The organism is Paenibacillus sp. FSL R5-0470 (assembly GCF_037975205.1).
Classification (GTDB): Bacteria; Bacillota; Bacilli; order Paenibacillales; family Paenibacillaceae; genus Paenibacillus_AQ.
In genome coordinates this window covers 3,768,644-3,781,324 of the sequence record NZ_CP150238.1, presented here as the reverse complement: position 1 = coordinate 3,781,324, position 12,681 = coordinate 3,768,644, and the positions used below count along the sequence as shown (strand labels likewise).

The window sequence follows — 12,681 nt, the reverse complement described above, 5'->3', positions numbered from 1 at the left end:
AATGATTCATACAGATGGTCGTGAAGATCGTTATTCTCGTCAGGTGCGATTTGCGCCATTTGGAGCAGAGGGACAAGAAGGGCTCGCGCAGTCTAGTGTTTTAGTAGTGGGCGCAGGTGCGCTTGGTACTGGGATTGCAGAGACGCTGGTACGCTGCGGGGTAGGCAAAATTATTTTAGCTGACCGTGATTATGTAGAGTGGAGTAACCTTCAGAGGCAACAGCTCTATACAGAGGTAGATGCTATTGAACGTATGCCTAAGGCTGCTGCTGCGCAGCGCAGACTTCAACAGATTAATTCTGAGGTCGTTATTGAAGCCTATGTTATAGATGTTCGTGCCGAAGAGTTGGAAGGGCTTGTTTCAGGGGTTGATCTGATCATGGATGGTACAGATAATTTTGATACTCGGCTTATTATTAATGATATGGCGCAAAAGCACGGTATTCCTTGGATCTATGGTGCATGTGTAGGCAGTTATGGAATAACCTATACGATTTTGCCAGGAGAAACTCCATGTCTCCATTGTCTTCTAGGTACAGTACCGCTAGGAGGTGATACCTGTGATACCGCAGGTATACTTCCGCAAGCAGTACAACTAGTTACGGCAAATGCAACGGCAGAGGCGCTGAAACTACTAGGTCAGCGTAAAGATCAATTAAGAAACAAACTGTTAACGTTTGATGTGTGGCGGAATGAATACCATGAAATTGGAGTGAAAGCTGCCAAAAAGAAAAACTGTCCTTCTTGTGGGAGTCATCCGATCTATCCCTATCTAATGGCAGCGAATACCGAACGAGGCGATGTTCTTTGTGGAAGGGATACAGTACAAATTCGACCTGCGAGACCACAGAAGCTTAACTTGCAGGAAACTGCGGATCGTTTGTCTCGTTTAGGAAGCGGAAGCGTGGACAGCAACGCATATCTGGTTTCTTTTATAGAAGGGCCTTATCGGTTAGTAATTTTTGCGGATGGTAGAGCGTTGATTCATGGGACAAAAGATATTGCTGCTGCTCGGAGCTTTTATCATCGATATTTTGGATAAAGAAGCTGTAAATAGGTGTTCAGGCCATTCCTTAGGAATGGTCTTTTTGTTTTCCGGGAATTCTATACGTACCGCAGTGATGCTGGTGCAAGTCATATGGATATGGGGGAACTTTGTGATTGAGCAAATAATATGGTATATGGCTGATAGCAGTAGTGGAGAAGAAGATCGAACCGTTATAGAAAGTGTGCTACAAGATATTGGACTTGAAGCAACAAAAAGCGAAGATCCCGAGGATCTCCGCTTATCCATATCAAAAGTAGAACCGGTACTGCTGCTTGCTGAGCTATGCGAGGTGGGGACTTGGGAAGGCTGGGACATAATTTCCGCTGTAAGAGCTGAGGGGATGATACTACCAGTAATGGTGATTTCCGGTGAACAATCTGAATCTGGAACTGGGGCAGTTTCGGCGTTCTCAGCCGGGGGTAATGAATATATGACAAAGCCTTTACATACCGGTGAATTCAAACACAGAATTCTAAATTTGTTAACCCTTACTGGACGGCGTCGAAATTTAAATCAAATACTGAGAGTCGATGGTTTAATGCTCGATCCCAGCCGCAGGTTTGTAAGTCGCGACGGGATCGAGTTAAAAATGACACCCAAAGAATTTGATCTATTGTATTATCTCGCTGCGAACCAAGGAATGATATGCTCTCGCATCGAGATACTTAAGGAAGTATGGGGTTACCAATTTCACGCAGATACCAATGTTGTAGATGTTTACATCAGACATATCCGTTTGAAAATGGATAAAGGTCACCGGAACAAGTTGATTCACACCGTTCGCGGAACAGGATATGTAATGAGGGCGCCCGAAGGCGGCACCACATCCTGAGACTATTTCTCTATTATAGTTAGAACTCTACAGAGTCGTTGTTTACAGTACGCGGCGAGCCTTTAAATATGTTTTTTTCCAATTACCGGAGTTAAGATCGGAAATCGTAACACCTGGTTTACCGTAAGTGTGCAGAATTTTGCCATTGCCAGCATAAACAGCAACGTGAGTTACATTTTTACCGTTTGCTCTGCTACCGCTGGAGAAAAATACTAGATCACCTACACGAAGGTCAGCTTTCGATACTGCTTTCCCTACTTTAGATTGATCTACGGATGTACGAGGTAATGTTACATTATATTGTTTAAAGATGTATTTTGTAAAAGAAGAGCAGTCAAAAACTTTAGTAGTAGAAGTGGATGCACCGAATTTGTAAGGCACTCCCATATATTTTTTCCCGAGATTCACTACGCTTTGACCTTTAGATACGGAAGCTGCTTCAACTTTCGTTGCGCCTACGCCTGTTGCCATCATTGTACCCAAGCCCATTGTAGTAACCATTCCTATAACAATCGCTTTTTTAATCCATTGTTGTTTATTCATGTTGTATTACCTCCAAGGTGTTAGTCTTTGTTGTTGTGTTTGTCTGTCTTGCTTGCCTGATTCGTAGTATAGCAGGTTATCTATGACATAAAAATTGGAAGAGGTGCAATAAAGTGAGGCTGGGTATGGGTTGTAAGCGTTTTATTAAAAATTCATTAAAAGTTACAAAAAATTAATAATTTGATGTAATATTATCTTAAAAAAGCCGGGAAACCCTTGGTACAAAAGAGTTTTCACGGCTTTTTCGAATTCGAGATAAAAGTTACAATGATGTTTCTAAACTATAAAATAGTAGCATTTTTAAGTTGAAAATGTTCCGTATGTATCTAGTCTTTACTCTGAATGATCAGCAACAATCCACTTCGAATGGTAACCGTCCCTGAGGATGAAACCAGTTTGTTACTCACACCAAGTGATTGTCCAAGCTTTAGTGTAGCGTCCGTCAATGGATATTGAAATCCGTCTAAGGTAATACCCGATACTTCTGGGGTTAAAGGCAGTAAAGACACGTAGGTATAGCCTAAATCGTTGATAACAGCCTGGGATCCTGTAAGGGTTATATAGTTATGAGTGTCCATGACGTAGCAGTTGATTTGACGTTGTAGGGCTCTTGTCATCATTTGAATACTAGCCAGGGAGTGGTCAATTCGAGTACCCGTAACACCTAATAGTAGAATAGAATCAGGTTGCTGATCCATTGCAATATCTAACGCCATCTCGCTATCTGTCAAATCTTTGTTCACGGCATCACAGGTGATAGTCTTCTTGCTTTTGGATTTAATATCTTGAAGCGCTTCAGGCGAAACGGAATCAAAATCACCTACTGCTATATCTGGTGTATATCCGTGTGAAATGAGAAATAGCGCTCCCTGATCCGCACCGATAATAAAATCATCTTCATCTAATAGGTTGAAATATTCTGGAGACAGTTCTCCACCTGCAAATATTACGACTCGTTTGGATGACATAACATCCATTCCTCCTCTTAAACCTCTTGTTGAGTATCCTGTCCAGTATAATGCAGATCGAAAGGTTGCACAATTGACCTCGACAACGCTAAAATGAGAGTGTGCGATCTTTTGAGTATAAATTCACATATATTTAGGTTTAACAACTGGGAGGTGAACGAAATCGTAAGCGTACTGTTTGTATGTCTGGGTAATATTTGTCGATCACCAATGGCGGAGGCTGTTCTGCGGCATAAGATTAATGAACGAGAACTATCTGATAAGATTCTTGTAGATTCAGCGGGAACTGGAGATTGGCATATAGGAAAAGAGCCGCATGAAGGAACAAGACGTATCCTTGATCAGAACGACATTAGCTATGAGAACATGTTAGCACGGCTAGTCGACAGTGAAGATTTTCAAAAATTTGACTATATCGTCTGCATGGACAAGTCTAATGGAGAGAATGTTCGGAAGATTCCAGGCGGGAAAGACGCCGAGCTAATGTTCTTCATGGATTTATTGCCTGAGGAGGAGCTGCGCGAAGTGCCAGATCCGTATTTTACAGGTAATTTTGAACAGGTATATGATTTGATCAACGCGGGCTGTGACATATTGCTGGAAAGAATGATAAGAGAAAAGCTGTAACCCATTCGGATTACAGCTCTCTCTGTATGATTCATATGGTAAATCGAGGGAAATTGCTGGATTTAACTGTAAGCGCAATCAAGTAATCTACATACTGTTCTTTAGATGTTCACTATTTACTACTATCAATAGGTCATTATGCGTTTAAGAAATAGAGTAGAGATTCTGGTAGCTCTTTCTGCCAGAAGCCCCAGAGATGAAGTCCGTCTTTCTCTCGGTAGGATACGGTTGCCCCGCGTGATTCAAGCAATGTTTTTGTTTCTCGATTCATCTGAACAAAATCATAAATGCCAGTATCCGTTTTGTAGTCTGTTTCCTGCAGACCAACGACCATATTAATGTTGAGCCAGGAGAGATCCTCTTCTTTAGCCAGCATGTCGCGGGATTCAGGATAGAATGCACCGGAAAGGCTGATGATACGTGTGAAGATTGCAGGATAAGCAAGTGCAAGGTGGAGCGATACACTGCCCCCAAGGGAGTCGCCTGCTAAGATTCGTTCGTCCGGAGTACGGCGCACAGGATATTTTTGTTCAATGAAGGGAATAATCTCTTCGGAAAAGCAAGATAAGTAGTGCTTGAATCTGCTTCCAAAAGGAGCGTATTCTTGAGTCCGAACAGCGACGTCTACTTCGACACCAACAATGATGAAGGGCTCCACGTCTTCTTCTATAATAAGACGTCCAGCGAGTGTAGCGATACGGCCAAAGTTAAAGAACTCTTCGCCGTCTTGGCAGTATACCACTGGGTAGCTCAAGACTTCGTTGTAGCCGGGAGGAAGATAGATGCGTAATTTACGTTCCTCCTGCAGATGTTTACTCCAAAGCGTTTCTTTTACAATTGTGCGTTTCAGAAAAACAGAATCGCTCATAGTTGCCACGTCACCTTTCTTGTCGAATTTTGCAATACACAACGGTTTGCTCTAAAATGAATAGCTGAGTAACTGTGTGATTAATCATTTACTTGTTCCAAAAGCTTTAAACTGTTATATAAAAATAAATCACCTGTTATACATACAAAATTTAAAGGAATATAAATTTTATAAGTATTTCTTTGACGAAAGTAACCAAACAGGTGTATAATAATATTATAACAGAGGCAGCTGATATTCAAATTTTTTTATTGAGGTGAAGATAATGAGTAAAGTTCCTTATGAAGTGTATACAGAGGACGTCGAGGCTCTAACGGTACTTTCCCCGGATGGAGAAATTATCAACAAGGATAAAATGCCTGATTTAACCGACGATCAACTGAAAGAAATTATGTATCGTATGGTATTTACCCGTACTTGGGATGATCGTGCAGTAAATCTTGGTCGTCAAGGCCGTCTTGGTTTCTACGCACCGGTATCCGGTCAAGAAGCTACTATGATTGGTAGCGAGTACGCTTTGGAGAAAGAAGACTTCTTATGCCCAGGCTACCGTGATATTCCGCAGCTAGTATGGCACGGACTTCCATTGTACCAAGCATTCTTATATTCCCGTGGACACCAACATGGTGGAGCTATTCCTGATGGCGTTAATGTATTGATGCCACAAATTATCATCGGCGCGCAAATCCTGCACGCTACAGGAATTGCAATGGGCTTTAAATTGAAGAAACAAAAGAGTGTTGCAATTACTTACACTGGTGATGGCGGTTCTTCTGAAGGCGACTTCTATGAAGGCTTGAACTTTGCTGGTCGCTTTAAACTGCCTGTTATCTTCTTTGTTCAAAACAACGGTTACGCGATTACGACTCCATTCGCAAAACAAACAGCTTCCAAATCGATCGCTCACAAAGCGGTTGCAGCTGGTATCCCGGGAATTAAAGTTGACGGCATGGACATCTTTGCAGTAATCAGTGCTGTTCGTGACGCTGCTGAGCGTGCACGTAATGGCGAAGGTGCTACATTGATCGAAGCTGTAACTTACCGTTTCCGTCCACACTCCCTTTCTGACGATGCAAGTAAATATCGTTCGAAAGAAGAAGAAGGACAATGGAGCGAAAAGGATCCAATCAACCGTCTTGCCAAGTATTTGGAGAAGAAAGGTCTTTGGACTGAAGAAGATACGCTGCGCGTGAAAGACGAAGCGAAAGCTACTGTTAACGAGCAGATTAAAAAAGCTGAACAAACCGAAAAAATGACTATACCTGGCTTGATCGACAGCATGTTCGAAGTAACACCTAAACATCTGGAAGAGCAAAAAGCCGATTTTGAATAAGGGGGATATCAGGCAATGGCACAAATGAATATGAAAGAAGCGATCCGCGACGCGATGCGCGTTGAACTGAATCGTGACCCTAACGTTCTTATCTTCGGAGAGGATGTTGGTAATGTAGGTGGCGTTTTCCGTGTAACGGAAGGGCTGCAAAAGGAATTTGGCGAAGATCGTATTTTTGATACTCCACTAGCTGAGTCCGCTATCGGTGGTCTGGCATTTGGTCTTGGTGTACAAGGCTTCCGCCCAATTGCAGAAATTCAATTCGTTGGTTTTATCTTTGAAGCACTTGATCAGATCGTTGTTCAAGCGGCACGTCTGCGCTGGCGTTCTGGCGGTAAATATAATGCTCCAATCGTATTCCGTACTCCTTTTGGTGGCGGAGTTAAGGCTGCTGAGCTTCATACAGATTCACTGGAAGGTTTGATTGCACAAAGCCCGGGTATTAAAGTAGTAATTCCTTCAAACCCATATGATGCTAAGGGACTTCTTATCGCGTCTATCCGCGACAATGACCCTGTATTCTTCATGGAGCATTTGAACCTTTACCATGCATTCCGTGCTGAAGTGCCAGAAGGTGAATACACTGTTGAACTTGGCAAAGCTAACGTAGTACGTGAAGGTGCTGATGTATCTATCATTACTTACGGGCTGATGGTACATACAGCTACCAAAGCAGCCGAGCAACTCGAAAAAGAAGGCATTAACGTTGAAATTATTGACCTTCGTACTGTAAGTCCAATCGACATCGACACTATTGTAGCGTCTGTGAAGAAGACTAACCGTGCTATCGTAGTACAAGAAGCTCAAAAGAGCTCCGGTGTTGCTGCTGAGGTTATTGCACAAATTAACGAAAAAGCATTGCTGCACTTGGAAGCACCTGTTCTTCGGATCGCAGGTCCGGACACGGTATATCCATTCGCACAAATTGAAGATACATGGCTTCCAAACCCTGCGCGTATTATTGCAGGCGTGAAGAAAGTTTTGGATTTCTAAAATATTTTTTCTATGAGAAACGGTTGTCATCCTTTATGGATGACAACGTCGTTTCTTCTTCTGAATTCTAACCATAAGGTCAGTCCCAATTTCACAAGGAGGTTTTCAAAGTGGCAAAGTTTGAATACCGATTCCCTGAACTAGGTGAAGGTTTGCATGAAGGTGAAATCATCAAAATGCATATCAAAGCCGGTGACAAGGTAACGGATGATGATATCGTAATGGAAGTTCAAAATGATAAGGCGGTAGTTGAGGTGCCTTGTCCAGTGAACGGTACCGTGTTGGAAGTTTTGACTAAAGATGGCCAAGTTTGCCGTGTTGGCGAAGTTGTAGCTATTATCGAAGCTGAGGGCGACGTGCCTGAGCAAGAAGGTCATGCTGCTGAAGAAGCTCCAGCTGCACCTGCACCTGCTGCACCAGCTCCTACGAATGCTAAATCAGCGAACTTTGAATATCGGTTCCCAGAACTGGGTGAAGGTCTGCATGAAGGTGAAATCATCAAAATGCATATCAAAGCCGGTGACAAAGTAACCGATGATGATATCATCATGGAAGTTCAAAATGACAAGGCAGTAGTTGAAGTTCCTTGTCCAGTGAACGGTACTGTGTTGGAAGTTCTGACTAAAGATGGTCAAGTATGCCGTGTTGGCGAAGTTGTAGCTATCATTGCTGCAGAAGGTGACGTTCCTGAACAAGCAGGTCATGCTTCCGCAGAAGCAGATGCAGCAAAAGGAAGTGCAAATACCACTTCTTCCCCTGCAGCAACTAGCCCATCTGATGCTAAACAAGGTGGATCTGTTAGTGCAGCACCTGCGCCTGACCGTGATGTGTTGGCTACACCAAGCGTTCGTAAATTTGCTCGTGAGCAAAAAGTGGATATCTCTAAAGTGAACGGAACTGGAAAAGGCGGCAAAATCACTCGTGAAGACGTTGAAGCATTCTTGAAAGGTGGTTCAGCACCTGCGGCAGCGGCAACACCTGCAGCGGCAGCTTCTGAAGCTCCTAAGGCTGCTAAAACTGAAGCTAAAGCAACATCTGCAGCAGCGAGCGGTAATGTTAGTCTTGAAGAAGAACGTGTACCTTACAAGGGCATTCGTAAAGCGATCGCCAATGCAATGGTTAAATCGGCTTACACTGCACCTCACGTTACAATTATGGACGAAGTAGATGTTACTGAACTGGTAGCATTCCGTACACGTATGAAACCAATCGCTGAGAAAAAAGGCGTTAAGGTTACTTACCTGCCGTTCATTGTTAAAGCATTGGTTGCAGCTTCCCGTCAATTCCCAGCGCTTAACGCTATGATTGATGAAGAAGCAGGCGAGATTGTTTACAAGAAATACTACAACATCGGTATCGCTACTGATACACCAAACGGCTTGATCGTTCCAGTTATCAAAGATGCTGACCGTAAGAGCATCTGGATGATCGCTAGCAGCATCACTGACCTTGCAGTTCGTGGTCGTGACGGTAAATTGTCTGCTAACGAAATGAAGGGCAGCACGATCTCCATCAGTAACATTGGTTCTGCTGGCGGTATGTTCTTTACTCCAATCATTAACTTCCCTGAAGTGGCTATCCTCGGAACTGGCCGTATCAGTGAAAAAGCAGTAGTTAAGAATGGTGAAATCGTAGTTGCTCCTGTAATGGCGTTGTCACTCAGCTTTGACCACCGTATTATCGATGGTGCGACTGCTCAAAACTTTATGAACTACATTAAATCGCTGCTCAATAATCCTGAGCTGCTGGTTATGGAGGTATAATTATGGTAGTAGGAGACGCTTCTCTAGATATTGACACATTGGTCATTGGTGCAGGTCCTGGTGGGTATGTGGCGGCAATTCGTGCCGCCCAGCTCGGCCAAAAAGTCCTCATCGTGGATAAATCGGAACTCGGCGGTGTATGTTTGAACCGTGGATGTATTCCTTCTAAAGCACTGATTGCTGCTGCACATCAGTTCGAATCTGCTAAGCATGGTGAAGTTTTCGGTGTTACTGCTGAGAACGTTAAAGTGGATTTTGCTAAAACTCAAGAGTTCAAAAACGGCGTAGTTAAGAAAATGACTAGCGGCGTGACTAGCTTGATGAAAGGCAACAAAATTGAAGTATTTAACGGCGAATGCATGTTTATCAGCGACACAGAAGCACGTGTGTTCAATGATCATGAATCCCCACGTTACCGCTTCAAACACTGTATCATTGCAACAGGTTCCCGTCCGATTGAACTGAAACCTTTCCCATTCGGTGGACGTATTCTATCTTCGACTGAAGCTCTTGAGCTTCCAGAAATTCCGAAGAGCATGATCGTAATCGGTGGTGGTTACATCGGCGCTGAGCTTGGCCAAATGTACTCCAAATTCGGTACTAAAGTAACAATCATCGAAGGTTTGGATACTGTACTTCCAGGCTTTGATAAAGATATGACTCGTCTTGTTGCGAAAAACATGGCTAAAACTGGCATCGAAATCGTAACTAACGCTAAAGCTGAAAGTGCTGTACAGAACGACAAGGAAGTTACCGTGAAATATTCTGTTGGTGGCGAATCCAAAGAAGTTACTGCGGATTACTTGCTTGTAACTGTAGGTCGTCGTCCTAACACTGATGGTGAACTTGGACTAGACCTGATCGGTCTTGAGCTCGACGAGCGTGGATTGATCAAGGTCGATCACCAAGGTCGCACAAGCATTCCTAACATCTTCGCTATCGGCGACGTTGTTCCAGGTCTGGCGTTGGCTCACAAAGCTTCTTACGAAGGTAAGATTGCCGCAGAAGCGATTGCAGGACTTACATCTGTTGTTGACTACAAAGTCATCCCAGCAGTTGTGTTTACAGATCCTGAATGCTCAAGCGTTGGTTTGACTGAGAAAGAAGCGAAAGACAAAGGCTACAAAGTGAAAGCTGGTAAGTTCCCATTTGCAGGGAATGGCCGCGCCGTATCTTTGAACAGCCCAGAAGGTTTCATCAAAATTGTTGCTAACTCCGAAAACAATCTTGTGCTTGGTGCACAAATCGTTGGTATCGAAGCTTCTAACTTGATCGCTGAACTTGGTTTGGCAATTGAAATGGGCGCAACACTTGAAGATATCGCTTTGACTATTCATGCGCATCCAACCCTTGGCGAAATCGTCATGGAAGCTGCTGAACTGGTTGAAGGTCACCCTATTCACGTAATGAAATAATTTCTCTACCCAATTGCTCTAGCAGGCACTGAAAGGCGGAACGCATTTGCGTTTCGCCTTTTTGAGTTTTCCACTTTTTTGAAAAAAGATATAATGGGAGGAGATGAAACAATTTGAGCGAATACACTATAAAATCATTCATCCGTATTTTAAAAACTTATATAGGGAGGACAAATGATGAAACCCAATAAGTTAAAGCCTGGTGATGAGTTGCGAATCATCTCACCTGCCAGAAGTCTGTCGTTAATCGCTGCTGAACAAAGGAAAATTGCCAAAGAACAGCTGCAAAAATTAGGTTTTCGGATATCATTTTCCGTAAATTCTTTTGAGAAGGATGATTTTGCTTCCTCATCGATCGATTCTAGAATAGAGGATTTGCACGAAGCTTTTTTAGATCCGAATGTTAAAGGGATTCTTACGACCATTGGAGGTTTTAATAGCAATCAACTGCTACGTTATATCGACTATTCCATCATTGCAGAGCATCCTAAACGATTATGCGGGTATTCGGATATTACTGCTTTAAGTAATGCAATCTATGCTAAAACAGGATTAGTTACATATTCAGGACCACATTTTTCTAGCTTCGCAATGCTTCACGACAATGAATATACCACCGAATATTTCCGTAAGCTGATGATGGACAACAAAGAAATAGTGGTGAGGCCTTCGAAGCATTGGAGTGATGATGAGTGGTATCTGGATCAGGAGAACCGTGTATTTATCAGAAATGAAGGTCCGTTCATTATCAATGATGGAGAAGCGAAAGGGACAATTATCGGTGGGAACCTCTGTACACTAAATCTTTTGCAGGGAACGGAGTATATGCCGAGTTTAAAAAATTCGATATTATTTCTTGAGGATGATTATGAGTCATCGCCTGCAACCTTTGATAGGGATTTACAATCGCTGATTCATCAACCAGATTTTCAGCATGTTAAAGGATTGGTTATTGGCAGATTCCAACAAGGATCACGTATGACTAAAGAACTGTTGATCAAAATCATAACTTCGAAAGAAGAGCTATCAGACATTCCTGTCATTGCAGACGTGGACTTTGGACATACATCCCCTATGATTACTTTCCCTGTAGGTGGACAAGCCTCACTTCGTGCTTATGGGGTTAGAGTAGAGTTAAGAATATCGGAGTAGTGAATTCCTCAGATTATTAAATAAATTTAAAAAATATCTTACCTTCTACAAAAATCGGATTTTTCAGATATAATATATGAGGTGAAATATTACGGAGGTGCAGTAATTTGAATAATGAGTTAGAACAAACCTATTTGAATTTTTTACAATATATTTTAGATAATGGTGTAAAAAAAGAAGATCGTACCGGAACGGGTACTATTAGTGTATTTGGTTATCAAATGCGATTTGATTTATCAAAAGGCTTCCCATTATTTACAACAAAACGGACACCGTTCCGTTTAATCGCAAGTGAATTATTATGGTTTATTAAAGGCGACACAAACATTCGTTATTTATTGAAAAATAATAATCATATTTGGGATGAATGGGCTTTCAAAAGATGGGTTGAATCAGACGAATATACAGGTCCAGATATGACTGATTTCGGGAATCGTTGTTTAATTGATGAAGACTTCAATCAAGTTTATCAAGCAGAGATGAAAGCATTTTGTGATCGTGTCTTAGAAGATGATGCGTTCGCAGCGAAGCATGGTGACCTAGGGAATGTTTATGGTAAGCAATGGCGAAATTGGACATCTTCTACAGGTGAATCCATTGACCAATTACAAGATGTAATTCATCAGATCAAAACAAATCCTGATTCTCGTCGTTTAATTGTAAGCGCATGGAACCCGGAAGATGTTATAAATGCTGGGGCAAAAGGGAGTAAAGCAGCGTTACCACCTTGCCACGTTATGTTCCAGTTCTATGTTGCAAATGGTAAATTAAGCTGTCACTTGCTGCAGCGAAGCGCTGACTCTTTTCTTGGAGCTAACTTCAATATCCCGTCTTACTCCTTACTTACACATTTAATTGCACATGAGTGTGGTCTAGAAGTAGGCGAGTTTGTATATAGCATTAGTGATGCACATATCTATTCAAACCATGTTGATCAAGTAAAAGAGCAATTATCAAGAGACTTAAGACCATTGCCTACCTTGGTTATTAATTCAAATAAGAAATCACTTTTTGATATCGAGCTGGAAGACCTTATCATTGAAGGGTACAATCCGCATCCTTCGATAAAAGCTCCGATCGCAGTATAAATTAATGGTTATCAAGATTTTTTGATCTATATAGGTAGGAAGGAGCGTGTA

Annotated in this window: 12 protein-coding genes; 9 read left to right on the top strand and 3 right to left on the bottom strand. The window is 42.3% G+C overall.

The features are described from left to right. The first annotated feature begins 1 nt into the window (after position 1). Positions 2 to 1,042: a ThiF family adenylyltransferase gene (locus MKY99_RS16555; protein ID WP_339265070.1), complete on the top strand. Its 1,041-nt coding sequence runs from the start codon at positions 2 to 4 to the stop codon at positions 1,040 to 1,042. After that, positions 987 to 1,880 carry a response regulator transcription factor gene (locus MKY99_RS16550; RefSeq protein ID WP_339265068.1) on the top strand — a complete coding sequence of 298 codons (894 nt, stop codon included), beginning with the start codon at positions 987 to 989 and terminating at the stop codon, positions 1,878 to 1,880. The genes MKY99_RS16555 and MKY99_RS16550 overlap by 56 nt, the downstream gene beginning before the upstream one ends. Positions 1,881 to 1,922: 42 nt before the next feature. Here MKY99_RS16550 and MKY99_RS16545 read toward each other — a convergent pair whose 3' ends face one another. Together MKY99_RS16545 and MKY99_RS16540 are read right to left on the bottom strand one after the other, a co-directional pair. Beyond that, positions 1,923 to 2,423, bottom strand: a complete 501-nt coding sequence (locus MKY99_RS16545; RefSeq protein WP_339241593.1) for a C40 family peptidase — start codon at positions 2,421 to 2,423, stop codon at positions 1,923 to 1,925. Positions 2,424 to 2,749: 326 nt separating this feature from the next. Then, positions 2,750 to 3,391 (bottom strand): thiamine diphosphokinase, encoded by a 642-nt coding sequence (locus tag MKY99_RS16540; RefSeq protein ID WP_339265066.1) that lies wholly within the window; start codon positions 3,389 to 3,391, stop codon positions 2,750 to 2,752. A gap of 162 nt (positions 3,392 to 3,553) precedes the next feature. Here MKY99_RS16540 and MKY99_RS16535 point away from each other — a divergent pair, with 162 nt between their 5' ends. Then, a complete protein-coding gene (locus tag MKY99_RS16535) occupies positions 3,554 to 4,018 on the top strand; it encodes a low molecular weight protein-tyrosine-phosphatase (protein ID WP_042194033.1) in 465 nt (154 codons plus the stop codon). 136 nt (positions 4,019 to 4,154) lie between these two features. On the opposite strand, the gene MKY99_RS16530 is transcribed toward MKY99_RS16535, so the two are convergent. Then, on the bottom strand, positions 4,155 to 4,886 hold the full coding sequence (locus tag MKY99_RS16530; protein WP_339265064.1) for an alpha/beta hydrolase-fold protein: 732 nt from the start codon (positions 4,884 to 4,886) through the stop codon (positions 4,155 to 4,157). 265 nt (positions 4,887 to 5,151) lie between these two features. On the opposite strand from MKY99_RS16530, the gene pdhA reads away from it, so the two are divergent. From pdhA to MKY99_RS16500, 6 genes are all read left to right on the top strand, one after another. After that, positions 5,152 to 6,219, top strand: coding sequence for a pyruvate dehydrogenase (acetyl-transferring) E1 component subunit alpha (gene pdhA, locus MKY99_RS16525; RefSeq protein WP_042188812.1), 1,068 nt, complete (start codon positions 5,152 to 5,154; stop codon positions 6,217 to 6,219). A gap of 15 nt (positions 6,220 to 6,234) precedes the next feature. Further along, complete coding sequence (locus MKY99_RS16520; RefSeq protein ID WP_042188810.1) at positions 6,235 to 7,212, top strand: alpha-ketoacid dehydrogenase subunit beta; 978 nt, start codon at positions 6,235 to 6,237, stop codon at positions 7,210 to 7,212. 110 nt (positions 7,213 to 7,322) lie between these two features. Next, positions 7,323 to 8,975, top strand: coding sequence for a 2-oxo acid dehydrogenase subunit E2 (locus tag MKY99_RS16515; protein WP_339265061.1), 1,653 nt, complete (start codon positions 7,323 to 7,325; stop codon positions 8,973 to 8,975). A gap of 2 nt (positions 8,976 to 8,977) precedes the next feature. Then, on the top strand, positions 8,978 to 10,390 hold the full coding sequence (gene lpdA, locus MKY99_RS16510) for a dihydrolipoyl dehydrogenase (RefSeq protein ID WP_042188806.1): 1,413 nt from the start codon (positions 8,978 to 8,980) through the stop codon (positions 10,388 to 10,390). A 177-nt stretch (positions 10,391 to 10,567) separates the two neighbouring features. Continuing rightward, entirely contained in the window at positions 10,568 to 11,542 is a 975-nt protein-coding gene (locus tag MKY99_RS16505) for a S66 peptidase family protein (RefSeq protein ID WP_339271684.1), read from the top strand. Positions 11,543 to 11,649: 107 nt separating this feature from the next. Then, on the top strand, positions 11,650 to 12,630 hold the full coding sequence (locus MKY99_RS16500; RefSeq protein WP_042188802.1) for a thymidylate synthase: 981 nt from the start codon (positions 11,650 to 11,652) through the stop codon (positions 12,628 to 12,630). Positions 12,631 to 12,681: the final 51 nt, after the last annotated feature.